The sequence below is a fragment of the Teredinibacter waterburyi genome (assembly GCF_001922985.1).
Lineage (GTDB): Bacteria > Pseudomonadota > Gammaproteobacteria > Pseudomonadales > Cellvibrionaceae > Teredinibacter > Teredinibacter waterburyi.
On sequence record NZ_MRUH01000020.1, the window covers coordinates 1 to 25,088 of the forward strand.

Below are 25,088 nucleotides of genomic sequence, written 5' to 3' on the forward strand. Positions count from 1 at the left end.
ACTCGGCTGCGGCGGCATTAAAAACGCCATAATCCAAGCCCGTAAAAATGAACCAAATAAACCCGTAGAAGTGGAAGTAGAAAGCCTAACCGAATTCGAAGCCGCGTTAAGTGCCGGTGCCGACATAATAATGCTCGACAACTTTTCCATCGAACAACTCGCCCAAGCCTGCGCAATCCCACGCGGGGAAACAAAGATCGAGCTATCGGGGAACGTTACGGCAGATAGGGTAGAAGCTTACCGAGCGTTCGATATTGATTTTATTTCGACTGGCGATTTGACAAAGAACTGTATGGCTGTGGATTTATCGATGAGGGTGACGTCCCACTCATGATTCACATTTTTTTGGGAACAAAAGCACAGCTTATAAAAATGGCTCCAATAATGCGGGAGCTGCAGGATAGAAATATTGAGTACAACTTTATTTTTAGTGGGCAGCATCAAAACACTATAAACGATTTGCGTAACAATTTCGGAGTTAAAGAACCCAATGTAATTTTACACAGCGGTAAAGATATTAACTCTATACCAGCGATGCTGCTTTGGATGATAAAGATTATCTACCGCAGCCTCATTGACCGAAAAAGAATCTGGCGGGAGGACCGAGACGGTATCGTGCTCAACCACGGCGACACTTTTTCAACACTACTAGGAACAATACTGGGCAAGCTTTCCGGGCTGAGCTGTGGGCACATCGAATCTGGGCTCCGATCGTACAATTTACTTCACCCCTTCCCAGAGGAAATCACACGGCTTCTGGTTTTCAAAATGACCGATCATTTCTTTTGCCCTGGCGAATGGGCAATCAATAATGTAGCGTCATATAACGGTATAAAAATTGATAGCAAGGGGAATACACTTTACGACTCTCTACAATCGATCCTCTCCCTACCCCTCAACCCAAACCTTCCAATCCCTAGCATCAAGTTTGGAATCGTATCGATACATAGATTTGAGAATATATTCAGTAAAGAAAAACTGGAATTTATTGTCAATAAAACTATAGAAATCAGCGCTCACACAAAACTTTTATTTATATTGCATAGCCCAACAGAGAAGCGGCTGAAACGCTACAACTTGTACAAAACATTGTCGACTAACAGCAATATCGAATTACGGCCACGCTATGACTACAAAGATTTTGTAACACTCATACAAGCATCGACCTTTGTGGTATCAGACGGCGGGAGCAATCAAGAAGAATGCTTTTATTTAAGGAAGCCATGCCTCCTAATGCGTGAAGCAACCGAACGGCAAGAAGGCATTAACGATAACGTAGTTATCAGCAACTACAACAACGACACAATCACACAATTTTTCGACGATTTGCCAAATCACAAATCAGATGCCCCCCCTCAAATAAAATCGCCGACACAAGTCATTGTGAACTACTTGTCATCACTCACTAAACATCAGTAAGACGCGGACACCTCAAACATTTTTGCGCTACATCTCGAGACCTACCGAAAATATGATCACAACACCTGCATAGCAATGCTATTCGACCAAACAGGCAGCAATATGATCCGCTAGAACTAATCCTTTTTGCTGCCAAGTGGGGACATTAAGCCCTACCACCTCACGCTGCACCAACTGCATAAGTATACATTCAGCTAAAGACTCGGAATCGCCAGGCCGGTACCGCAAATTCGGGTAGTCAACAAAAAGCTCGGCCAGCGCACCAACATCGGCAACGACGACGGGAGTTTCGCAGGCAAGGATTTCATATGCTTTTTGCGGGAATGCAAAGCGCCCAAAATCGTTATCCGCAAGCCCTACAACAGTAAGGTCTAGCGCACAAAAAAATTCCGGCATCTGCGCGTGCTTGAGCGGCCCGATTGCATGGATATTACTATCACAGCATGCCAACAGCTCAGCAGATGCTTTACCCGCAAACACAAAATGAATATTTTTATGGTCCGCGGTAATAGACTTCATGGCTGCGAATAAAGTGTTGATGTCATGCCCAGCGTCTAAACCGCCGCCAACCCCAACAACCACATCGCCAATCTCCCTAATTTTTTCGCTTAATGCACCAGGAGCAACGCGCGCAAACATACCCTCCTGAATCGTACTTTCAACGACAATACATTTTTTGTTGAAATTTCCGACAACAAATTTCTTTAAAGTACCACTTACAGCCACTACCAAGTCAGCCTGCTTTAGTGCCTTACGGTAATATCGTCGAACAAATGGCAGTTTAGCTAGGCCAAATGATTCGTAATTATCATAAAGATCTACAATAAATTTTGCATCAAACCGCTTTGCCAAATAACAGCCAAGTAGTACCTGAAGGCAATCAGAGCTGGAAACCACAACATGATACTTCTCTCGCAGTAACAACTTACGGAAAAAAAACACTAAAGCCAGCGCGCCGAAAGCAAATTGCCCCAAGAAAACTGAAACAAATCGCACACCATCAATACAGACTTCTAACGGGCGCCCGTGACTCCTGTAATCAATACAAATCGCACTAACATCGAAATTGGCTGAAAGCTCCACAGGCAAGTGAAAAAGCCGACCATACCGGTCATCTATTACATCCTGACGCATGTAACGTTTTTTACACAACCACAATAGCTTAGCTCGATTTTCTTTAACCACGAGCTAATAGGAACCTTCGCGCAATTGTCAAACTATTCGCGACTACTTGGTGCATATCAAAATACCGATACTGGCCGCAACGGCCAATAAACGTAATTGAAGCGTTAGCCTTAGACACATCACGATAACACTCATAAATTTTAGAGAATCGGCCATCGGTAGTTTTAACTGGGTAATAGCGTTCCATATTATTTTCTCGGTAGTCACAAGGCGTTTCGTATGTAACCAATGCTTCACAGCCACCGCCCAACCCGGGGTACAGATCCCAATTTGTTTTACGGGTATAGCGCCCAGTATCAGTAAAATTCACTGTCGGCACCTCATGGGGAAACTGTTCACCATGCCTGTGCTCAAACACAATCGAGCGATAACCGAGCTCTCCAAATTCGAATCCGTAATACTCATCAATGGGCATAGAGCAAAAAGTGTGGGAATACCCCAGCTCCATTTCCTTGGAAAACCGTACGTTCAGAGACACTGAAATTCGTGGGTGATCCAACATCTTTTCGATTAGTGATGTGTACCCCGCCTTTGGCATAGACTGAAATGAGTCATCGAAATAGTAGGGGTTAGTTCCCGTTCTAAACGGAATACGCGCCAAAACCGATACCGGGAGGTCGCGCAAATCAATACCCCACATCTTCCAACTATAGCGCCTAAAAAATAGCTCACTAACCTGCTCGCCGTAATAACTTAACGCGTACTCCCACGCATTCTCTGGCTTAGGAATATCTACCCTTACCTCGGCAAGTACAACCTCCAACTCCTCTGCATTGGCTATAGATTTACCTGTAAGTAAGCTAATAGTGTCGGCATTTACGGGGAGCGGTACGTCCCCAACCCCCTCAACTGATGCTAAAACCTTGTGTTTATAGGGAAGCCACTCGGTAAACCGTGAGAGGTAGTCATATATTCTTGCATCATTCGTATGGAAAATATGCGGGCCGTACACATGGTATTTAGCCCCTGTCTCGGAGCAGGTTTTTTCGTATGCGTTACCTGCCAAGTGAGGGCGAACATCAATAACGTCCACATGGCAATCAATAGCGTCGGCAAGCTCACGGGCTATAACTGCCCCAGCGAAACCGGCACCGACTACGAGGAATTTAGGTTTGGACAAAATTCGATACCCATGAAGAACATAAGAAATGGTTAGTACTAATAATAGCTATATATGCACTAAGATAGAATGGGAGGACACTAGAAGAATAACGCACGGGCAAACAATGTCAAATGGACACCACCAAACACGTGTGACACGAGGGAGATAGCCTATAATTGAGGCCAATACACTCAACGATATCTACCTCGCAAAGTGAATTCGACAGTGATAATAATTCGACTCTGAAGATTAGATCAATACAAGCTATTTCAGGTGCCGCCGTGTTGACTACGGATCATGATTTGCTTTATTTTAAAATTTTTATAGTTATCCTGACTAGTAATTGGGAGCCGAGAAACTGCAAGAGCGCAGCAAGACACTGCCACGCCTCTTGGCCCCCTACTGAAGATACATCCTCAAACGCAAAGCTCAAGCAGCTTACCAATTGCAAACGCCCGCCTTAAGAGCCGATCATGCTAAAAAAGTACTTTAAAAACCTATACCATCGAACTATGACCGAAGCATACGCGCTTGCGCACCAAGAAATTATTAATAGCGTAATACAAGGGGGAAAATGCTTAGATTGCGGAGCCAGCGAAGGCCAAAAATATATTCTCCTCAAAAAAGAGACCGATATTCAACCGGAAGAATACCACGGCATAGAATGGAGCCAACCTCTTATTAACGTAGCACGATCAAAAAACATTAACATCATCCATGGTGATTTAAACAAACCTTTACCTTTTAACAATAATGAGTTTAATACGATTTTTGGTCTTTCTGTTTTAGAGCATCTCTTATTTCCGTGCCGATATATTACCGAATGTTACCGGACTCTTAGCGATGATGGCACTCTCATACTATTAACCCCTAATATAAGTACCTTTTTTACAGCTGCATTAATTCTGCTAGGAAAAATGCCTTCAAGTGGCCCACACCCAGATTCGGAAATGCTATTAAAACAAGAAGAACTATTTAAAGTAAGTGCTGACAATATGCAAAGCGATGCAGACAGCGATACACCCAGCCATCGTCATTTAGTTGTTTTTAGCTACAGAGTCTTAAAGTCGTACCTAGAATTAGCAGGCTTTAAAAGTGTAAAAGGATACGGCTTTGGACTGTACCCGCTCCCGAACTTTATGCAGCCCCCATTAGAAAAAATAGATCCTTACCACTGCCACCAAATGGTATTTGTTGCTAAAAAATAATTACCGAACAAGAATGAAACACTAGTAAATCAATATAATTGTATTGCACCGACAGAATCAGACAAGCAAAATTATGCGGAGCTAAACTGGCGGAACATTAGTCTATAATATGTATACTAATGAGTAACTCGCTGACTGATTAAAGCGCTACTAGCAGGGTCAAGCCAATAATTTTACTTCACGCTCACTCGAGAATTCACTGTGAATAATTGTACACCTAAGATATGTGTAGTCATTGTAACCTATAACCGAAGCGCTGATTTGAACATTACGCTAGAGCGTCTATACAATATGAGAGAAGAATTTTTCTCGATCATTGTAGTAAACAATGCGTCCACAGACGATACGTTACAACTATTACAGAAACACCAAAACCAATGGGGTGGGAATTTTTCTTATTACACGGAAAAAAATAACACAGGGGGAGCCGGAGGATTTTATCGCGGAGCATTACTGGCAACCGAACAGCAAATAGATTGGGTATGGATGAGCGATGATGATGCGGTTCCGGAGATTGGCTCAATCCAAGCTATATCAGATGCAGCTGCCGACCCGAACAACGTGTATGGAAGTGTCGCACTATCCAAAGGCAGCGCCTCTGGTGAACTATGCTGGCCACTGCCGATTATTAACGACGGCAAGACGTGCCAACAAACTAAATCGCGATATGCTGAGCTATCGGAACTAGAAGAGGTTTCGATTATCACGTTCCTAGGGATGGCTATCAGTAAAGAGAAACTAGCTGTTATCGGGCTCCCTAATAGCGACTACTTCATATCTGGGGACGACGTGGAAATGAACATCAGATGCGTAACTAATGGAGGCAAGCTAATTGCCGTAAAAAATAGTAGATTAACTCATCCAGCTATACCTCGCTATACCATCAAAGTCTTCGGGAAAAAGTTTAGCTGCTTGAAAATGCCTCCGTGGAGGCGATACTACGACGTGAGAAACAGGATTTGGAACGCTAGACTCGCTCACGGCCACTGTAGCGCTGTATATACATGCGTATCTTTATTATTACGCTCGATCTTTACCTTAACTTACGAGGAGTATCGAATAGCACAAATAAAATCCTACGCAAAAGGCATGTTTCATGGATTATTTACACGTAGCGAACGCCACAATCAAATTAAAATTTTACCTGTCCTAATGAATCAAACTAAAAAAAATCAAACGGTTGACAATTAAAGCCCCCCACAGTAAACATAAAACGAGCTACTACATATAATAGAATGACAGAAAAAATAAATTAGCTATCAAGTAATTCCGGTGTCGGGTATTCAATGCCATACCTTCGTAGCTCTGAAAAATCCTTACCATAAATTTCCCTTACACTATTCAAAGCATGCTGATTGTAAAAGTGTTCGTAAGAAGGCATGTGCTCAATAGCCTGCAATTCTTTTATGGTCATTTCAGATATAGAAATCATATTAATTTCGCCTGCCTCCCTATAGCTCGTTCTATTAACGTGAGGAACTACAACACGGGGAATTGATAATTCCGTACTAATTTCTGATAGCCCTTGCTGCATATCACCAACATCAATCACCTTGTCGAATACCATCCCCTTCTTGCTAAAGCTTTCATATGCCTCTGAAAACTGAGGAGTAAAGTGATGTTTATCTACCTTCCTAAAATATCTATCTTTATGCAGTACCTCGACAAACTCGCGGAAACTATTCCAGCCGTTGGTCGGCATTCTCTCATTAACATACTTGTTCGTAAATCCGCTAACCAATCGGCTATAAGGGTTTCTGACAATGGCATACTTCTTAAAGTCAGCCAAATAGCCTTTACGCCTCCAATCAACGTTCGAATAAGCTGTATCCCCGTAACCTACAACCTGATGCGTCATATTGTTGGGCGCATCAACGTCATGCAGCTTTAGATACCACCTCTTCAAACTAGAGCAGCCACATTTTGCGGACCATCCGATAACAAACTTATACTTTTCACTAACCAAAAAGAACATATCAAGTAACTCGCACCCTTCCATAAAGCATTTAACTATAGCCCACACGCCCTATGCTTTAAAAGAAATAAGCGAAGTAAAAATCTATACTTCACAAATTCAATTGTTTTAACAACGACAGAAAACCATGATTCATTACTGCCAATAAAATCCCTAAAAAGGATTGTTTCACTCGCACTTAATGACAATAGCGATCTAGCGTCACTTCGTGAAATTGATTCGTCCTTGAGGGTACATTTAATTACCAATGCATAGATTTCAAGGCGGTAAATTGCCGTCAAATGAAGATCAACGAGCCCATCAGCCTCCTTATCAAGAGCTCGAACAAGCCTAGCAATATGTTTATTATAAAACCCCAAAGCCTTGCCCTCATCTAAATAATAGAGCTCTCTAAATATCGAAAGTGAAGAAGCCAAATTAGTAATTAGGTAGCGTTTTGAGTCCCCAGGAAAGTCACCTTTAGAAATCATATCGAGTACCCGATATGCTAAAACACTGTCAAAATGCGCCTGCCGTGAAATATTCTTTGACATACTAAGAGAGTGCCTGCGGTAGTAGACTCTGCCTACATTACAGTACTTAGGAGCACCGCCAACCTTGAAAAGCTTAAGCCAAAAATCATAGTCTTCACAGGCCATAAGAGACTCATCAAACATTAACTGATTATCAACGATAACATCCAGCCTACAAAGCAGAGCATGGGGAGGACCTATATTAAAATATGAAAGAGCAAGTGCAAATAATTCTTCATCGGGCAACTTCCATCCCAACCAGGGTATAGGGATTTTCCCCAGCGTATACTTGAAAAACAGATTACGGCAAATCACGAATGCAGCATCGTCATCAACCTCTAGGAGTGCAACCCTAGACTCTATGCTGTTCTCCCCAAGCAAATCATCTGAGTCTAAAAATTGTATGTACTTCCCTTTTGCAATTTCAATACCAGTATTTCTTGCAGCGGACAACCCTGCATTGGACTTATAATGATAAATTACGCTATCGCCAAACTCCTCCACCACTCTTTTAGTATCATCCGTTGAGCCATCATCAACAATTATAACTTCAATATTATTGTAGGTTTGCCTCAATACACTTTGAACCGAAGACCGAAGGTAGTGCCCATAGTTATATGTCGGAATGACAACTGAAACCAAAGGTGGCATACCCCCCCCTACCCTGAATACTCGATGTACTTTTTATAGTTAAAACATAAACCACTTATGATTGCACCCAATACGGATAAAATATATTTATGTTTCTTTTCTTTCAATAGCCTTCTAGCATTCTTAAACACAAACACCAACGCATTCATATAAGACCCGTTATACACATGAAAACTCATCTCATTACGAATTCCATATTTATATTTCCATAGGGAGTCATCGTTCAGCTGAGCATAATCTAAAGGAAGGAAGTTTTTGGGTGTTTTATGTACTACGACGCTATTAGAAATTAAATAGCAAGGATATTTTGATGATATCCGTCTACTATATTCAGCATCATCAAACCAAATGAAGAACTCAGAGACAGGAAGCCCAACGGTTCTTACTGCATTTGTATTTAAAAGTATAGAAACAAACGAAGAACCAATTATTCTGGAAGCATTTGGCACCTCTCGATGAGTATCAGACCAAAGCCAATGCGCAACGGGAATATTCATAAAGCATAGAGTTTGATCAACCCACTCTACCCTTGATGCGAGATATCCAATTTCGCCGAACCTCCCCAAAGAAGGTATAGAGTCTAGCATTGCTGTTAATGCAGAAGAATGCGGTATGCAATCGTCATCCATACACCATATCCATTGCGCTCCTCTTTCCTCAGCAAGCTTTATACCATATTTAAACCCCCCTGCCCCACCAAGATTACAGGCCATATGCACAGGGAATAACTGTTCTGACTTATAATTTTGAAGGTACTGCTTTGTGCCGTCCTGACTTGCATTATTAATAACTATAATTTCAGAAACTAGGGTATTATTTGAAAGAATTGCATCGAGCGTTTCTTTCAAAAGCTCTACTCTATTATAGGTTACCACTACCGCAACAACTCTCATGAACCACCTAAAAAAATGTTATTAAATCGACCTATCTGAGGAAGGTTTTTTTAAATACTCGTCAAATAAGCCTAACCAAAACCTGCTCATGCATTTGATTGTACGCCAAATATTCGAAACCAACTTTTTTTGACTTAGCAAATTCAAGCATCGCCTTATGCTCTCCCATTTCCCACCCCGGATAATTAAAGTATTCATCGAAAATAATTAAAGTACCCGGCTTCAACCTTCCAGATAACACTTCAAAAACCGTCTTAGTTGAGCTATAGAGGTCACAATCAATATGCACTATTGCAATATCCTCTTCATTACTCTCTACAAATTTTGGTAACGTTTCTTCAAACCAACCTTTAATGAGTTCAACATTCTCTGGCACTATTGGTATATTACCCGTAGCAAAAAAACCTTTTCCAAAACCAGCCCGCCAATCTTCAGGAAGGCCTTCAAAACTATCAAACCCGTAAAGCTTACCAAGCCATTTTGATGCCATATAGTTTAGTGTTTCACCTTCAAACACTCCGAACTCAAGAATTATCGCATTACGTGGATTTTTGGTCAGAGCCAAAGCATAATCTATCAATTTAAGTTTATCGTCAAAGAGCTTTGCTGAGTTCATTTTTTCGATTATAAAATTAGCCGTAGATCTACTAGCTTCAGACTGGATTTTATGCGCAAGGTTTTGACGTTTATCGATTAATTTAAGCTCTCTCAGAATTTCAGCATTCTGATCAGAAATAACTTTCAGCTCTCGCTTAATCTCGAACCTGATAGCAACACGAAACGGCAATAGTATTTTAATAAATAGCTTATAAAGAACTTTTTTCATTTATTCTACTCTCTCTACCACTTTACTTGAGTCCGAAGTTAGAAGTATTGATTGATAGTTCACATCGGAAAGTTCTTCAATACGATGCGTGACAATAAATAAACACATGCCAGTATATTCTTCCTGAATAGCACTTAGAACGGCCTTAGCCGACAGTAGATCCAGCTTTGATAGAGCTTCATCCATAAACAAAATATTTGCCCCTCGATAAAGAGCCCTCGCAATCATTAGCCTAGACTCTTCTCCAGAAGACAAGTCCAGACAATCCAGTGAAGAATCCACAGTCAAATTATGCCGATTCATTACATCTGAAAACCCAGATACATCGAGGGCAACTTTTAAGCGATGGTTATCGACCTCACCCACACGGCCAAAACTAACCTCTGACTTTAGACTACTTCCAAACGAAACATAACTCGACGGAACGTACGATATATTTTCCCACCATTCATTTTTCAGATCTGCTAGATTAACGCCATCGACTTGAACGCTGCCTTTTATTGGCCGCTGAAAGCCCATCAACAGATCGAACAGCGTACTTTTCCCAGCTCCTGAGGGAGCCTGTAGCACCCAGACGCCCTTTAATTCCATTTTTTGATTGAGGCTTTTAAAAAGCTCGCGACCAGACGCTAGATAACTAAAACTTAAAGTCTTTAGCTCTAGAATGTTAAATTGAGTTTTTTCAGCTCCATTCGTCATGGCTTTCGCAGAAATCTTATTGTCGATTTTTTCCTCTAGGGCATTGGCAATCGTTGGCTCCAATGCCTTTACAGCAGTGAGGTTATTATATCCCTGAAATATCTGTTGTAGCGATGGGAGAATACGGTAGGCAGCTAACGCAAATATCGACATATTGGGAATAATTTTATCAGACACTATCGAGCGATCCATAATAAGAGCCATCACGACAAGCACCACCAAACCCGCCGTTTCAATAACATTCTTAGGTAACTCGCCCATTATGCTGATATTGGCGGAAAGCCTTGCTGAACGCTTTCGATAATGAGAAAAAATATCCGCAACGTAATTCTCTGCCCCGCTGATTTTCGCTAACCTGAAAGCTTTATATGAATTTATTTTAGTTCGGTGTAGAAATTTAGAGTCGGAAAATATAGTTAAGGTTGCTACTTGTATATAATTTTTTATACTGACATGAATCAGGGTATAGAGCACTGCCAAAGTCAAACAAATTGCCACCGTGAGAAGCGGGTTAATCCAAAGCAGTCCGGCAGCAGCAATGGCGGTCAGCGCAAACCTAGACACCATATGCAAAGAATTTTGTACAACCCCCATTGAGACTCGTCCACCTACATCTCCAATATTCCTAGAAAACTCGGCTTCACTTCTACTCCAAAATAAAACCGGATCTTGAGACAGGTAATTCCGAATTGCCGCCGTCGAAAGCCTTGCACCAACTCTCATAGCGTAACGATTTCTGGCAAATGAGTATGTCGCATTAATTATTGCGCTCAGAATTAGAGTTAATATACATAGTGCACCTAGTGTACTCACAGCCAAGTCATGCGAGGTATATTCAGTAAGCTGATCCATATAAACGGGCATTTCCGATCCGGTAATCACCGTAATCACAGGGACAATCGATGCCAAGCCCAGTAGTTCCCCCATGGCTGACATAACTCCCAGCACCAAAACCAGGTAATAGTCCCGCTGCTCTCTTGAGGTGAGATACGACATACACTGGCGATAAAAGGAATAATGTGACACTACGAGACCTTAATTGAAAAGTTATGGTGATATAGGGGCCTCAATTGTTTTTGCGTGTATAAGCCATTCGACCGCCCTACCAAATCGAGAGTCATCGGCTTATTTTAGCGAAAAATCTAATCCCCCAACATCCAGGGTTCCTTAATCTACCTTGGTTTTCTACTTCTTCGTATACAACAACGTGGTAATTTGCTCCGAAATAAGCCCCATCATAAATATCATTAACGACGTGGTGAAAAGTAATGCACTCATATTGGTGAACCGACCAGCAGTGAAAAAAGTAAACGCGTAGTAGCTAAATCCCATTAAAAACACCACCAGGCTAACCGGAAAAAACACCTTTAACGGCGAGTAAAGAGTCCCGACCTTGAATATGATGAGCAGAAACCGCACACCATCTTTTACTATTCTTATATGACTAGTCCCAACACGATCCTTCACATTTATCGGTACATAACTTACGCCATACCCAGACCGGAAAAAAGCCATGGTCGAGGTTGTAGGGTATGAAAACCCATTGGGTAACAATGGCAAAAACTCCCTAAACTTTTTTGCGTTTGCCACCCTAAAGCCCGAAGTTAAATCTTCTACGTTCCGCCCAGTCATCCAACCCGCAAATTTATTGTAGAAACTATTTGCAAGCCAACGGCCAGCACTTGCCTGAGAGCCCTTTCCTCGAGCGCCAACCACCATTGAAAAGCCTTTTTCATACTCAGCTAACAGGCGCGGAATATCTTTTGGCGAATGCTGCCCATCGCCATCCATAAAAACAATAACATCACCGGTTGCCTTTCTTGCACCGGTCTTTATCGCAGCACCGTTACCCATACTATAAGGGTGTGAGTAAACAGTTGCTCCAAACTCTTCACATACAGCAACAGTAGAGTCTGCACTACCGTCGTCCACCACGATTATTTCATGAACCTCCGGCACGCCGACCAGCTCGGGTAAAAAAGTCTTGAGACCTTCTGCTTCATTCTTCGCAGGTATTACAACAGAAACCTTCATATTCATTGGCCCAGCTCATTATTTTTCTGATCTTTAAAGATCGCGCTTTATATTTTCTCGAATTTCTTTCGCCTGGCTAATTAAAAATGCGGATGACCCTAGACTCGCGCCCCCTGACGTTAACGCGATATCTATTATTTTGTACCCTGCCTCCGGGTTTCCCGACGAAGCCAGCATAATGGCTACTCGCATAACAATACCTAGTGGCACATTCGGCTTACCGAATACATTCATTGCGTTACGAGCAGCTCGCTCAGGGTCTCCGACTGCCAGATCGACTTTTATCCATTCGAACCAGAGCTTATAGGTTACACGCGTTGCGCTAAAATGCGGGTTTTTTAAGCTGGCATTTATTAGCCGCCGAAACTCTTCAGCTGCCACCCCAATGCAGCGGCGCTCTATTACTGCACCACCTATAACTGCCATTAGGTCGCCTATTTGCCAGTTCATTGGTGCAGAAGGAAGGCGCTGCTCTAAGGAGCTAACCTGCTGCGGAGTAACCGCAAGATAATCACAAGTATAGGTTATAAGCTTAAGCTCGACCGCTGGATCTTCGTTTGAAAGCGCTAGCGCGCGCTGCAGGTAAGCTACCGCAGCTGGGCGGCCATCGGGGTGCCTAAGATGCACCATCGCGGCAAACTCTAACGCGCGGTGAGAGTTCGGGTTCTCTCGCGCCCAAACATCTACCGCCATCAACTGGTTCCCCCATAGGCTTGCACGCATAAACAGGCAAACACTGTAGTACAAGCCAACAGCCAACATTACCCCTAGCTGGCTTTTTCTTGGTAGGGGCAAGCGACTTAAACCATAGGCCATGCACAGCGCAAAACCCAAGCTCGGTAAGTAGTTACGATGCTCGAACTTTAACTCCAGTTGAATCACTGTGGACTCCAGCAAATGACCAACGTAAAACCACAAAACACCGAAGGCGATTACGGGTAGTTTCTTTCTGGCCCATACGGCCCCCCCCACAATTGCACTGTGTACAAAAAACCATATCAAGGTAGAAGCAGGTGACAGCCAACCGGTTGACTTGGGGTAACCATCCTGGAAAACACCCGCTGTTTGTATTTTGGGTACTAGATACAAAAGCAAGTAGTCGCCCACCACCCTAAACTCTGTTAGCTGGCGCTGCCATACCGTAAACCCTCTACCTGAATGGCTTTGGCCTGTAGCAATATACAAATACCAGCGATTCGCCAAGTACCCAATCACAATCACGCTTGGCAACAACACACAACAGATGCGAAACCACCGATAGCTAGCCGTACTACAGGGCGCACCAGCCCAGACTAAATATCTATCAATTAACAGTAGTTGCAGCGGGATTAGGACGGCATTTTCCTTGCTCAGCAAGGCAAGCACACCCGCAGCGCCAAAAACGCAAAACCAAGCGCCCGCGCGCGTTAGCGCATTGCTAGCCAAAGTGTTTCGCAACGAAATAAAACTTGCGATACACAGCAGGTTAAATAGGCACTCCAACTGCGTCATCCGCTGAACTATATACAAAACGGTTGACACCTGAGCGGGGTGCAGCACCCAAAAAGCGGTTGTTACAAATGCGATAAGTTGAGCGGATTGAACTCTCGCAGCAATAAGTAGCTTGGCTATTACCCAGTAAGCGAGTATACCGTTCAGTAAATGAATAGCGACATTAACAGACAAAAACCAGCTGGGATGATCGGGCCAGGCGCCACCATTCAAGGCAAAACTCAGTAGTGACACGGGACGGCCAGTAGGGCCAGTGAATCCGCCAAATACATACTCCCGTAGCTCAACCCAACTAGTGAGCCCCCCCCAAGCCCCCAAAGGTGGCAAGGTGCCGTAATCATCGAGAAGAAAGCCACCGCTCAACCCTGGGTAAAGGCAAACCAACGCCACCAACATAAGTACGAATAAGGCAAATACCGTTTTTTTCATATTATTAGAGGTTCCAAACGTAAAAAAGCCGCCCGAAGGCGGCTTTTTAAATTGCTACACTAATTTCACTTACACGCAGTAGGCAGATACTTGGTCTCAATATCAGTGCCAGCAGCAGCCGTACAACTCCAGCCCATTGATCCAGCAGAGGTAATAGGAGATAACACAAGTACTTTAGTAGCAATAACCGCTGACGCTGCGTTGCCCATAGTCGCGGTAATAACGCCACCAGAAATCGCCACACCAGTAACATACTTTCCAGCGAACTGGTTTGCCGCGGGGATACCACGATAGCCATTTTGAATATTAGTAAGCTCGCCTTCATCGGTGTAAAACTCACCTACGGTCGTCTTCAGCCCACCGGCAAGTGCCAATGCTTCAGAAACTTGAGCGCGTGTCAAATAATCTTGGTAGGCAGGCAATGCAACTGCAGCCAAAATACCGATAATCGCAACTACGATCATTAATTCAATCAATGTAAAACCTTGTTCTACTTTCTTCATCTGTAAATCCTCATTAGGGGGGTATCAAGAGACACTATTAACAATACAACTACTGTGCCAATGTTGGTTTTTTTTACACTTACGCCGTAATTATTAGGGCGCAGAGGCATACAAAAGACTTACAGGAGAAACACACTACCTAACCGCATGCACTAGAAGTGACATTTTTTGTCATGAGCACCCAAATATCGTCACCACATACCATTCAAACTTTAAACCGCGTGCCGTAGTTTGGTCAGATACTACCGGAGAACAACGCATACAATATTTAAATACCGCCGCCTGTTACCGATTTGGACAAAAAAGTTTAAAAATTACAGCGAGTTACTGGTTGAATCTAAAAAAAGTGGTAGAGTTTAACTAGCACTTTAAATAATACTGACTTAAAAGCTTTGGCCTCCTAATATAGGGCGCCGTCAACTGCATGTAACACTTGCTTTAAATGATCGTTTACTCAGGACAGAAACCCGCATGAACACTGTCACTAACCTCAGTGGTTTGGCGCGCAGGCTTGTGCGTGACGAACTGCTTAACCACGCAGACGCCGAAAAGGCGCTTGATGCCGCCGCTAAAGAGCAGTTGCCGCTACCCATATTTCTATCTAATAAGGGCACGGTTAGCCCTTTCGCCGTGGCAACCGCAGCGGCTGACGAGTTTGGCACTCCGCTCGTCGATATCTCCGCGATTACCTCAGACTCGATTCCTAGAGGAATTGTCGACTCTAAACTTATTCGCAAACACTTCGCGCTGCCGCTGTTTAAGCGCGGTAATCGCTTATTTATTGCCGTGTGCGACCCAACAAACCTGCACGCGCTGGACGAAATTAAATTTAATACGGGCCTCAACACCGAAGCCCTAATTGCTGAGGCAGACAAGCTCGCCGTTGCCATCGAAAGGTTTTTAAACGCCGAGGAAGAAACACTCGGTGAAGCACTTGGCGGCCTCGATGAAGACTCGCTAGACGATTTAGACATTGAGGCGGTCGATGAAGACAATCGCGGTGCCGCTGATGAAACCGGCGAAGTCGACGAGGCACCTATCGTGCGCTTCGTTAACAAAGTATTGCTGGATGCGATTAAAATTGGCGCTTCGGATATCCACTTTGAGCCCTACGAAAAAAGCTACCGCGTTCGCTTTAGAACCGACGGCATTCTTAAAGAGATGGCGCGACCACCACAGAACTTGTCCGGCAGGCTTGCCGCCCGCTTAAAAGTTATGTCGCAAATGGACATCTCTGAACGGCGTGTTCCGCAGGATGGCCGTATTAAGATGAAAATCTCGAAGAATCGCGCGATCGACTTCCGCGTTAACTCCCTGCCTACCCTATTCGGCGAAAAAATTGTTTTGCGTATTCTCGACCCCTCTAGCGCCAAGCTCGGTATCGACGCTTTGGGCTATGAGGACATCCAAAAGAAAATGTTTATGGATACCCTCGCACAGCCACAAGGGATGATTCTTGTGACCGGGCCGACGGGTTCAGGTAAAACCGTTTCGCTCTATACTGGCCTAAATATCCTGAATACCCCTGAGCGTAACATTTCGACAGCGGAAGACCCTGTGGAGATTAACCTTGAGGGTATCAACCAAGTCAACATGAATACCCGCGTAGGCTTAACCTTTGCCGAGGCGCTACGTTCATTCTTGCGGCAAGACCCTGATATTGTAATGGTCGGCGAGATTCGCGACCTTACCACCGCGGAAATCGCCATTAAAGCCGCTCAAACAGGCCACTTGGTGCTGTCCACTCTACACACCAACAGCGCCGCCGAAACCCTAACCCGCCTTATGAATATGGGGGTTCCCACATTTAACGTAGCAACGACTGTCAGCCTGATTATTGCGCAGCGTCTCGCTCGCCGGCTCTGCGCCGCGTGTAAAATACCCGCTACCGACATCCCAGATGAAATTTTGACGGAAGAAGGGTTCGACGAGATAGGCTATTCTCGCGAAGAAATCACACTATTCCATCCAGTCGGCTGTGAGAAATGTACTGATGGTTATAAGGGAAGGGTCGGGGTATATGAAGTTGTTCGCATCACACCGGAAATATCCCGCATTATAATGGAGGGCGGCAACTCCATACAGATTGCCGAGGCTGCTAAACGAGCTGGCTTCAATAACTTGCGCGTTTCTGCGCTTCGCAAAGCTTCTATGGGGGTTACCAGCCTCGAAGAAGCCAATCGCGTGACTAAGGATTAAGGTTCTATGGCTACTGCATCAACTCATACCTTCACTTACAAAGGGCAGGACAAACGCGGCAACAAGGTTAGTGGCGAAGTTGCTAGCTCTAGTGCGGCCATGGCGAAGGCACAACTTTTAAAACAAGGCATTAGAGCGTCGAATGTTAAACGTAAAGCCAAGCCATTATTTGGCGGCGGCGGAAGCGCCAAAATCAAACCTATGGACATTGCACTGTTCACTCGCCAAATGGCAACCATGATGAAAGCGGGCGTTCCCCTGGTACAGAGCTTTGACATCGTTAAAGGCGGCTCCGAAAACAAAGGTATTCGCGAACTTGTTGGCGCGATTCGTGAAGATGTGGCTGCCGGCACCGGCTTTGCGCCCTCCTTGCGTAAACATCCTAAGTATTTTGATGAGCTGTTTTGTAACTTGGTTGAATCTGGCGAACAATCTGGCGCACTGGAAACCATGCTTGACCGAATTGCCACCTATAAGGAAAAAACAGAACAACTAAAAGCCAAAATTAAAAAAGCACTCAGCTACCCGATAGCCGTCGTTGCGGTTGCCATCGTCGTCACTGGAATTCTTTTAGTTAAAGTTGTACCTCAATTTGCCGAAACTTTTGGTAGTTTCGGTGCAGAGCTACCGGCATTTACGCTTTTCGTATTACATTTATCTGAGCTCGCCCAAGCTTACTGGCTGCAGGGAATAATCATAACCGCAGCAAGTATCTACGGGTTTGGCAAACTAAAAGCAAGAAGTAAAACAGTTCGCGACGCCTCCGATCGCTACATCTTAAAAGTCCCAATTGTTGGCAATATCATCTACCAATCAATCATCGCTCGCTTCGCCCGTACGCTATCTACGACATTTGCCGCAGGCGTTCCCCTTATTGATGCCCTTTCATCGGTAGCAGGGGCTACCGGCAACTCCCTGTTTGAGAACGCCGTTATCCGAATTCGAGACGAAGTAAGCACTGGTACGCAACTAAATACTGCGATCGCAAACACAAATCGATTTCCGCCTATGTTGGTGCAAATGACAGCTATTGGTGAGGAGTCTGGCGCGCTAGATGAAATGCTAAGCAAAGTCGCAAATTATTACGAAGAGGCCGTAGATAACCTCGTCGATAGCCTCACCTCATTATTGGAACCGCTTATCATGTCCGTGCTCGGCATTTTGGTTGGCGGCTTGATGATCGCCATGTACCTGCCCATCTTCCAAATGGGCCAGGTGGTTTAAACATGGGACTCTTCGACACCGTCGATTTAAACATGGCACTCTACATTCTTTTTAGTGTTGTCCTACTGGGCTTGGTGGTCGGCAGCTTTCTCAATGTGGTGATCTACCGCCTTCCTGTTTCGATGCTACGAAACTGGCGTCAGGAGTGTGTACAGTACTTAGAAGAAAACCCCAAAGGGGATGACGACAGCGGCGAAACCTTTAATATTGCTTTCCCAAACTCGCACTGCCCCCAGTGCAAGGCGCCAGTAAAAGCATGGCAAAATATCCCCGTACTTAGCTACCTGTTACTCCACGGAAAATGCGCCAGCTGTAAAGCTACTATATCTTTGCGCTACCCCATTATTGAGCTTGTCAGCGCCGCTCTCACGGCTTTCTGTATCTACCAATTTGGTTTGACGGCTGCAGGTGGCTTAGCGCTCATTTTCACTTGGTGTTTAATATCGCTCACCATGATTGATGTCGACCACCAATTACTACCCGACTCAATAACACTTCCGCTACTTTGGTTGGGCTTGTTAGCGAATGTTGGTGGTATCTATACCGATCTGAACTCCGCGGTTCTGGGTGCAGTGTTCGGTTACGGCGTGTTATGGAGCGTTTTCTGGCTGTTTAAGCTGGCGACTGGCAAAGATGGTATGGGGTTCGGCGACTTCAAACTACTTGCCGCACTAGGCGCTTGGATGGGCTGGCAAATGTTGCCGCTTATTGTGATTTTATCCGCCTTAGTCGGTGCCATTATTGGTATCGCGGGCATTATCATTCAGGGGCGCGATAAGAATATCCCTATCCCTTTCGGCCCCTATCTTGCCGTTGCTGGCTGGGTAGCGTTTTTCTGGGGCGAGATGTTAACCAACAGCTATCTGCAGCTACTACAGCCCTAGCAGCATGTTTGTACTCGGTGTGACGGGGGGGATCGGTTGCGGGAAAACCCTTGTTACTGACGGTTTTCAAACCCTGGGGGTTAGCGTTGTAGATGCCGACCTTGTCGCGCGTAAGATCGTAGAACCCAGCTCGGAATGCTTAGCGCGCATTCAGGATCATTTTGGCGCAGGTATCCTGCAAGCCACCGGAGAGCTGAATCGCGCCCTCCTACGAGAAATTATCTTCGCTAAACCACTCGAAAAACAGTGGCTCGAAAACCTGCTACACCCCGCCATACAAGCACGCACTACCTCCGACCTAATCACCGCTGCTGCAAACTCCGCTCAACCCTATGTGATTTATTCAGCGGCACTGCTATTGGAAACCAAGCAACGGGACAAAGTAGATCAGCTTGCAGTGGTTGATATCAGCGAACAACTGCAGTTGCAGCGGACCACACAGCGCGATAAAGTGGGCGCCGATCAAATACGAGCCATTATCGCTAGCCAACTCACTCGCACTGAGCGTTTAGCGCAGGCCGATTACGTTATCGACAACTCTGGCAGCCGTGAGCAAACTCAGCTGCAAGTTGTCGAACTCCATCACTCGCTATTAAACGCACTGAGCCCATGACCGTAAAAACGCTATCTGTAGCCTGCCCTGTATGTAAATCCCCAGTCTTAATGACAGAAGAATTCCCGCACCGACCCTTTTGTAGCGATCGCTGCAAGATGATTGATTTTGGTGATTGGGCGTCGGAAAACCAACGTATAGAAGGGGAATCTGTTGAGGACGAACTATGGTCTGAGCAGCGAGATTTTGATTAGCCTAGTGTAGGTATTGTCGGTAATGCTACCGCCAATAGGCAGAGATAGAAGCAACACCTTGCGCTCCGCTCGCTTGGGCCTGAACTAGGTCATCACTGCCCAAACCACCTAATGCATATACCGGCACCGTCGCCTCGGCACAAAAATCAATAAGCGCCTGCCACCCCGCTGGCTCCGCGTGTGGATGACTACGGGTAAACTTTACCGGCGAAAAGTAAACGAAATCTACACCCAGCTTTTCAGCCGACTGTAACTCTTGCAGATTATGACAAGACGCGGATATGAGTTCAGTTTGCCGCAGCTGATCTTTACTGAACTGTAACAGCCGATGACTTGATAGATGCTTGTAGGGGTAATCGAACATGCCCCAGAGTTGAAAATTAGTATTTGCGAAGACTTTCACACCGCGCGGTCGCAACTCCCGATCCAAAAGCTTTAGTAGCTCTACGTACTTCTGCGGCGGCAGCCAAGGCGCACGAAACTGAATGTGTGAAAAACCGTGGTCAGTCGCACTTATACATTTGTTCAGCAAGTCCTGCTCGTTAACAAACACACCGGTAATAAGCATTTGCGATGGCAAGCTAACCGCGGTAACGATTGGCTTATTTGCCTCAGGCAACTGGTATTGCAACAGTTCAGCCGGTTTCACCCAGCGTACTTCTTGCCCTTCAAGGCCAACCGCCTCGCCGGAAAAGGCGTCGACACGACGCACATCCAGCACCACAAATTTTTCCGCATACTGGTGTGAAATAGTGAGTAACGGGCGGCAATGCTCGACTCGGATACCCACCTCTTCTGCCAACTCACGCGCTAGCGCGACCGTAGCGGTTTCACCCGACTCGATTTTGCCGCCGGGGAACTCCCAGTAACCTGCCAAGTGATCGGTATTGGTACGCCGTGCGATCAATACGTCTCCCGCAGAGTTAAACACAACGCCAACTGCAACCTTAACAGCGCTTGAAGCTTTCGTGAGGCTTGAATCAAGTTCCGCCGTCACAGGGTTTGATACCTTGCCAACGCCGACTGAAACTGCATCAGGTACGATACTCCGCGTTAATTTTTACGTATTCGTGAGATAGATCGGTGGTCCAGATGGTTTCGCTAAAATCACCGCGCCCCAAGCTAATATCGATCGCAAACTCAGGCTGACTAAACACCGCTTGCCCAGCCTCCTCCCGATAACTCGAACAGCGTCCGCCTTGCTCGACAATTTTTACGCCGCCAACACTAACATCGATCTTACTGACATCAAGCTCGGCTATACCGGCATTACCAATAGCGCAGACAATACGCCCCCAGTTCGGATCGGACGCAAACATAGCGGTTTTTACCAGTGGCGAGTGAGCTATGGAATAGGCAATATCGAGACACTCTTGCAGGTTCTCACCACCAGTCACATTGATGGTTACAAACTTGGTCGCACCTTCGCCATCGCGCACAATCTGCTGCGATAAGGATTGATACACCTCGATGATTGCGCTCCGCAACAGCTGATAGCCGGCATTGTTTGCCGAGCTTATTTCCGTCATCTCTGAACAGCCTGAGGCCATCAAGATACAAGCGTCGTTGGTCGAGGTATCGCCATCAATCGTGATGCGATTAAAAGACTTGTTTGCCGCCTGCAGAGAAAGCTGCACCAGAAGCGACTGATCAATCTTGGCATTAGTAGCGATATAACCCAACATGGTTGCCATATTGGGGCGAATCATACCTGCACCCTTGGCGATACCCGTAACGACAATCTCAGCACCCTCAATATCCAACTTAACACTCGCGAGCTTGGGTCGTGTATCCGTCGTCATAATCGCTGCAGCGGCCGCTTGCCAACCATCTTCAGTCAGCGCGCTAAACGCTTCAGGTAGCGCATCGATAATTTTTTGTGCCGGTAACAGTTCACCAATAACGCCAGTCGAAAATGGCAACACGCTCGCCATAGGAACATCGCCGAGTGACGAAACTGCACGCAAAGTATCAAAAGCGGCAGCCGTTCCAGGTGCTCCCGTACAGGCATTTGCATTACCGGAGTTAACCAGTAAATACCGCGTTGCGGCGGTATCTAAATGCTGTCGCGCAATGGTTACTGGCGCCGCGCAAAAAGCATTTTGGGTAAACACACCCGCGCAACTCGAACCTTCATCTAGGGCGATCAACAAAACATCGTCACGATTTTTTCGCTTAATGCCCGCCGCTGCCGCCCCCAAGCGAATACCGGGAACCGGGTATATCGGCCCCAGCGCTATTTCACCTACCGCCATATTCTCTGCTCTAAATTGAGTTGAACCTTATCGGTCGCGATTAAACTAACTTACCGTGACACGACTTATATTTTTTACCTGAACCACAAGGACAGGAATCATTTCGGCCAATTTTTTTGCCATCGCGGACATAAGGGCGATCCGGCTGAACCTCTTCTATATTGCGCTCTTGTTCAAGGGCATTCACACTTTCGTGCTGCATCCGCATTTTTAGCGCTTCCGCCTCAGCGCGACGACGGCGATCCATTTCCGCCAACTGCTCTTCACTTATGGGCTCGATACGATACAGCACTCGGGTAATATCGTGCTTCAATGTTTGCAGCATTTCTTCGAACAAGGCGAACGCCTCACGCTTGTATTCTTGCTTAGGGTTGCGCTGTGCGTAAGCGCGCAAACCAATACCCTGGCGCAAACTATCCATACTCTGTAAGTGCTCTTTCCACAGGGTATCTAGCACCTGCAGCATGAGTTGCTTTTCCAGAGTACGCATAATGGGGCCGATTTTGGTCTCTTTCTCCGCATAGTAGTCATTCATAACCACCAGCAATTTTTCTTTTAAGGTCTCTTCGTGCAGCTTGCTATCTTCATCTAGCCATTGCTGAACAGGAACCTTAATTCCATAATCTTGCTCAAAGGTTTTTTCTAAACCAGCAATATCCCACTGTTCTTCCACCGACTGAGGTGGAATAAAAGTGGCGACCTGATCGTGAATAACGTCTTCACGAATCCCCGCAATTGCCTCGGCAATATCTTCTACATCCAACAACTCATTTCGCTGGGTATAAACAACGCGACGCTGATCGTTCGCAACGTCATCGTATTCCAACAGTTGCTTACGATAGTCAAAGTTACGGCCTTCAACTTTACGCTGGGCCTTCTCAATGGCATTGGTCACCATACGGTGCTCAATCGCTTCACCCTGCTCCATGCCGAGCGTTTGCATGATGCTGCGCATACGATCAGAGGCGAAAATACGCATCAGGTTATCTTCAAGCGACAAGTAAAAACGTGATAAACCTGGGTCGCCCTGGCGCCCCGCTCGGCCACGCAACTGATTATCGATACGGCGCGATTCGTGACGCTCAGTCCCGATGATATGTAAACCTCCAGCGGCAATAACCATATCGTGACGGTTCTGCCAATCGGCTTTGGCTGCGGCAATTTGTTCTTCGGTAGGATTATCAAGCTTCGATACTTCAACCTCCCAATTACCACCCAACTTAATATCGGTACCACGACCAGCCATATTCGTCGCAATGGTAATCGCACCAGGACGACCCGCCTGAGCGATAATATCGGCTTCGCGTTCGTGGTTTTTTGCGTTGAGTACTTCGTGCTGAACGCCAGCCTTAGTCAACCGGCTAGAGACTTCTTCAGACGTCTCAACCGATGCAGTACCCACAAGTACTGGCGCGTTCTTAACTCGAAATTCCGTTACATCTTCAATAATCGCATCGTACTTATCATCCATATTCAGGAAGATAAGGTCGTTCATATCTTTTCGTATTACTTCTCTATTGGTGGGAATAACCACCACATCAAGGCCATAAATATGTCTAAACTCAAACGCTTCGGTATCAGCCGTACCCGTCATACCCGCTAATTTTGAGTAGAGGCGGAAATAATTCTGGAAGGTAGTAGATGCCATTGTCTGACTTTCGGCTTGAATATCGACACCCTCTTTCGCTTCGATCGCCTGATGTAGACCTTCAGACAAACGACGCCCAGGCATAGTACGGCCAGTATGCTCGTCGATTAACACCACCTGCCGGTCCTGCACAATATATTCAACATTGCGGTGATATAAGGCGTGTGCCCGCAACCCAGAATGCATGTGGTGTAACAGGCCTAGGTTCGATGCAGAGTAGAGGCTTTCGTTTTCACCAAGAAGGCCTTCACCAATTAATAGCTCTTCTGTTAGCTGGTGACCTTCTTCAGTCAGCTCCACCTGTCGTGTTTTTTCGTCGATCGTGTAGTGACCGATTTCCTCGCTCTCTTCAGCTTGGCGCTTTAAGCTCGGAACCAATGTATTTATCTTGCGATAAAGGGCGGAGCTATCTTCCGCTGCCCCAGAAATGATCAACGGCGTGCGCGCCTCGTCGATAAGAATCGAATCGACCTCATCGATAATGGCGTAGTTTAAAGGGCGCTGCATACGGTCTTCTTTACGCAACACCATGTTGTCGCGGAGATAATCGAAACCATACTCATTATTTGTGCCGTAAGTGATATCACACATATAAGCAGCGCGTTTGTCTTCTGGAGCCTGCATCGACACAACTGAACCAACAGTAAGGCCAAGCGCTTCATATACTGGACGCATCCAATCAGCATCACGGCGAGCAAGGTAATCGTTAACAGTAACGACATGCACGCCCGTACCGGGAATCGCATTCAGATAAACCGCTAGTGTTGCCACTAAGGTTTTACCTTCACCCGTCTTCATCTCAGCGATACGGCCTTCATGTAGCGTAATACCACCGATAAGCTGTACATCAAAATGGCGCATTCCCATCGCACGCTTACTGGCCTCACGAGCCGTTGCAAAAGCCTCCGGCAACAGTTGGTCAAGTGTCTCACCCGCTTCAAAGCGTGCACGGTATTCGGCCGTCTTTGCTTTAAGCTCGTCGTCACTTAAGCCTTGGAGGGTCTCTTCCAAAGCACTTATACGCTTAACAATCTTACCCATGCGCTTTAGTTCACGGTCGTTTTTAGAACCGAATATAGAGCGGAAAGTTTTTCTTAACATAAGAATTCCAACTGTTGCAGGGGCCATTTATCAGCCCAATTTT

At 45.6% G+C, this 25,088-nt stretch carries 22 protein-coding genes; 9 read left to right on the forward strand and 13 right to left on the reverse strand.

Translation table 11 applies throughout. The annotated features are described in order from the left end of the window. The coding region (locus IDZ20_RS02585; RefSeq protein ID WP_425443409.1) for a nicotinate-nucleotide diphosphorylase at positions 1-334 on the forward strand (334 nt) is incomplete at its 5' end. Continuing rightward, positions 331-1,419 carry a UDP-N-acetylglucosamine 2-epimerase gene (locus IDZ20_RS02590; RefSeq protein ID WP_188149871.1) on the forward strand — a complete coding sequence of 363 codons (1,089 nt, stop codon included), beginning with the start codon at positions 331-333 and terminating at the stop codon, positions 1,417-1,419. The genes IDZ20_RS02585 and IDZ20_RS02590, both read left to right, overlap by 4 nt. Before the next feature lie 78 nt (positions 1,420-1,497). Here IDZ20_RS02590 and IDZ20_RS02595 read toward each other — a convergent pair whose 3' ends face one another. Both IDZ20_RS02595 and IDZ20_RS02600 read right to left on the reverse strand, forming a co-directional pair. Then, the gene (locus IDZ20_RS02595) at positions 1,498-2,604 is read right to left on the reverse strand and encodes a glycosyltransferase (RefSeq protein ID WP_188149872.1); all 1,107 of its coding nucleotides are present in this window, start codon (positions 2,602-2,604) and stop codon (positions 1,498-1,500) included. Next, complete coding sequence (locus IDZ20_RS02600) at positions 2,597-3,724, reverse strand: UDP-galactopyranose mutase (protein WP_188149873.1); 1,128 nt, start codon at positions 3,722-3,724, stop codon at positions 2,597-2,599. The genes IDZ20_RS02595 and IDZ20_RS02600 overlap by 8 nt, the downstream gene beginning before the upstream one ends. 494 nt (positions 3,725-4,218) lie before the next feature. Here IDZ20_RS02600 and IDZ20_RS02605 point away from each other — a divergent pair, with 494 nt between their 5' ends. Continuing rightward, positions 4,219-4,914, forward strand: coding sequence for a class I SAM-dependent methyltransferase (locus tag IDZ20_RS02605; protein ID WP_188149874.1), 696 nt, complete (start codon positions 4,219-4,221; stop codon positions 4,912-4,914). A 201-nt stretch (positions 4,915-5,115) separates the two neighbouring features. Beyond that, entirely contained in the window at positions 5,116-6,105 is a 990-nt protein-coding gene (locus tag IDZ20_RS02610; protein ID WP_188149875.1) for a glycosyltransferase, read from the forward strand. Positions 6,106-6,166: 61 nt separating this feature from the next. Here IDZ20_RS02610 and IDZ20_RS02615 read toward each other — a convergent pair whose 3' ends face one another. The 8 genes from IDZ20_RS02615 to IDZ20_RS02650 form a co-directional block, all read right to left on the reverse strand. Beyond that, on the reverse strand, positions 6,167-6,889 hold the full coding sequence (locus IDZ20_RS02615; RefSeq protein ID WP_188149876.1) for a sulfotransferase family 2 domain-containing protein: 723 nt from the start codon (positions 6,887-6,889) through the stop codon (positions 6,167-6,169). 35 nt (positions 6,890-6,924) lie between these two features. Further along, the gene (locus tag IDZ20_RS02620; RefSeq protein WP_188149877.1) at positions 6,925-8,052 is read right to left on the reverse strand and encodes a glycosyltransferase family 2 protein; all 1,128 of its coding nucleotides are present in this window, start codon (positions 8,050-8,052) and stop codon (positions 6,925-6,927) included. 8 nt (positions 8,053-8,060) lie between these two features. Further along, positions 8,061-8,945: a glycosyltransferase family 2 protein gene (locus IDZ20_RS02625; protein ID WP_188149878.1), complete on the reverse strand. Its 885-nt coding sequence runs from the start codon at positions 8,943-8,945 to the stop codon at positions 8,061-8,063. Positions 8,946-9,006: 61 nt separating this feature from the next. Continuing rightward, entirely contained in the window at positions 9,007-9,771 is a 765-nt protein-coding gene (locus IDZ20_RS02630; RefSeq protein ID WP_188149879.1) for a class I SAM-dependent methyltransferase, read from the reverse strand. After that, positions 9,772-11,496 carry an ATP-binding cassette domain-containing protein gene (locus IDZ20_RS02635; protein ID WP_188149880.1) on the reverse strand — a complete coding sequence of 575 codons (1,725 nt, stop codon included), beginning with the start codon at positions 11,494-11,496 and terminating at the stop codon, positions 9,772-9,774. A gap of 159 nt (positions 11,497-11,655) precedes the next feature. Beyond that, positions 11,656-12,510 carry a glycosyltransferase family 2 protein gene (locus IDZ20_RS02640; RefSeq protein ID WP_245792066.1) on the reverse strand — a complete coding sequence of 285 codons (855 nt, stop codon included), beginning with the start codon at positions 12,508-12,510 and terminating at the stop codon, positions 11,656-11,658. A 27-nt stretch (positions 12,511-12,537) separates the two neighbouring features. After that, complete coding sequence (locus IDZ20_RS02645) at positions 12,538-14,424, reverse strand: hypothetical protein (RefSeq protein WP_188149881.1); 1,887 nt, start codon at positions 14,422-14,424, stop codon at positions 12,538-12,540. 65 nt (positions 14,425-14,489) lie between these two features. Then, positions 14,490-14,927, reverse strand: coding sequence for a pilin (locus tag IDZ20_RS02650; RefSeq protein ID WP_188149882.1), 438 nt, complete (start codon positions 14,925-14,927; stop codon positions 14,490-14,492). A 471-nt stretch (positions 14,928-15,398) separates the two neighbouring features. On the opposite strand from IDZ20_RS02650, the gene pilB reads away from it, so the two are divergent. The 5 genes from pilB to IDZ20_RS02675 are packed head-to-tail and all read left to right on the forward strand — an operon-like array spanning position 15,399 to position 20,041. Next, positions 15,399-17,126, forward strand: coding sequence for a type IV-A pilus assembly ATPase PilB (gene pilB / locus IDZ20_RS02655; protein WP_188149883.1), 1,728 nt, complete (start codon positions 15,399-15,401; stop codon positions 17,124-17,126). A 6-nt stretch (positions 17,127-17,132) separates the two neighbouring features. Further along, positions 17,133-18,350, forward strand: a complete 1,218-nt coding sequence (locus IDZ20_RS02660; protein WP_188149884.1) for a type II secretion system F family protein — start codon at positions 17,133-17,135, stop codon at positions 18,348-18,350. Positions 18,351-18,352: 2 nt separating this feature from the next. Next, positions 18,353-19,234: a prepilin peptidase gene (locus tag IDZ20_RS02665; RefSeq protein ID WP_188149885.1), complete on the forward strand. Its 882-nt coding sequence runs from the start codon at positions 18,353-18,355 to the stop codon at positions 19,232-19,234. Between the two features lie 4 nt (positions 19,235-19,238). Further along, complete coding sequence (gene coaE / locus IDZ20_RS02670) at positions 19,239-19,847, forward strand: dephospho-CoA kinase (RefSeq protein WP_188149886.1); 609 nt, start codon at positions 19,239-19,241, stop codon at positions 19,845-19,847. Beyond that, a complete protein-coding gene (locus IDZ20_RS02675; protein WP_188149887.1) occupies positions 19,844-20,041 on the forward strand; it encodes a DNA gyrase inhibitor YacG in 198 nt (65 codons plus the stop codon). The genes coaE and IDZ20_RS02675 overlap by 4 nt, the downstream gene beginning before the upstream one ends. 25 nt (positions 20,042-20,066) lie before the next feature. Here IDZ20_RS02675 and IDZ20_RS02680 read toward each other — a convergent pair whose 3' ends face one another. From IDZ20_RS02680 to secA, 3 genes are read right to left on the reverse strand one after another with little or no spacing between them, the layout of a single operon-like run. Further along, positions 20,067-21,038 carry a Nudix family hydrolase gene (locus tag IDZ20_RS02680; RefSeq protein ID WP_188149888.1) on the reverse strand — a complete coding sequence of 324 codons (972 nt, stop codon included), beginning with the start codon at positions 21,036-21,038 and terminating at the stop codon, positions 20,067-20,069. 37 nt (positions 21,039-21,075) lie between these two features. Next, entirely contained in the window at positions 21,076-22,296 is a 1,221-nt protein-coding gene (gene argJ, locus IDZ20_RS02685; protein ID WP_188149889.1) for a bifunctional glutamate N-acetyltransferase/amino-acid acetyltransferase ArgJ, read from the reverse strand. 40 nt (positions 22,297-22,336) lie between these two features. Further along, positions 22,337-25,045, reverse strand: a complete 2,709-nt coding sequence (gene secA, locus IDZ20_RS02690; protein ID WP_188149890.1) for a preprotein translocase subunit SecA — start codon at positions 25,043-25,045, stop codon at positions 22,337-22,339. Between the last annotated feature and the right edge of the window lie 43 nt (positions 25,046-25,088).

Coding starts and splice junctions, on each gene's coding strand:
- IDZ20_RS02590 (WP_188149871.1), top strand. CDS start 331: ATGATTCACATTTTTTTGGGAACAAAAGCACAGCTTATAAAAATGGCT.
- IDZ20_RS02605 (WP_188149874.1), top strand. CDS start 4,219: ATGACCGAAGCATACGCGCTTGCGCACCAAGAAATTATTAATAGCGTA.
- IDZ20_RS02615 (WP_188149876.1), bottom strand. CDS start 6,889: ATGTTCTTTTTGGTTAGTGAAAAGTATAAGTTTGTTATCGGATGGTCC.
- IDZ20_RS02620 (WP_188149877.1), bottom strand. CDS start 8,052: ATGCCACCTTTGGTTTCAGTTGTCATTCCGACATATAACTATGGGCAC.
- IDZ20_RS02625 (WP_188149878.1), bottom strand. CDS start 8,945: ATGAGAGTTGTTGCGGTAGTGGTAACCTATAATAGAGTAGAGCTTTTG.
- IDZ20_RS02630 (WP_188149879.1), bottom strand. CDS start 9,771: ATGAAAAAAGTTCTTTATAAGCTATTTATTAAAATACTATTGCCGTTT.
- IDZ20_RS02640 (WP_245792066.1), bottom strand. CDS start 12,510: ATGAATATGAAGGTTTCTGTTGTAATACCTGCGAAGAATGAAGCAGAA.
- IDZ20_RS02645 (WP_188149881.1), bottom strand. CDS start 14,424: ATGAAAAAAACGGTATTTGCCTTATTCGTACTTATGTTGGTGGCGTTG.
- IDZ20_RS02650 (WP_188149882.1), bottom strand. CDS start 14,927: ATGAAGAAAGTAGAACAAGGTTTTACATTGATTGAATTAATGATCGTA.
- pilB (WP_188149883.1), top strand. CDS start 15,399: ATGAACACTGTCACTAACCTCAGTGGTTTGGCGCGCAGGCTTGTGCGT.
- IDZ20_RS02660 (WP_188149884.1), top strand. CDS start 17,133: ATGGCTACTGCATCAACTCATACCTTCACTTACAAAGGGCAGGACAAA.
- IDZ20_RS02665 (WP_188149885.1), top strand. CDS start 18,353: ATGGGACTCTTCGACACCGTCGATTTAAACATGGCACTCTACATTCTT.
- coaE (WP_188149886.1), top strand. CDS start 19,239: ATGTTTGTACTCGGTGTGACGGGGGGGATCGGTTGCGGGAAAACCCTT.
- IDZ20_RS02675 (WP_188149887.1), top strand. CDS start 19,844: ATGACCGTAAAAACGCTATCTGTAGCCTGCCCTGTATGTAAATCCCCA.
- argJ (WP_188149889.1), bottom strand. CDS start 22,296: ATGGCGGTAGGTGAAATAGCGCTGGGGCCGATATACCCGGTTCCCGGT.
- secA (WP_188149890.1), bottom strand. CDS start 25,045: ATGTTAAGAAAAACTTTCCGCTCTATATTCGGTTCTAAAAACGACCGT.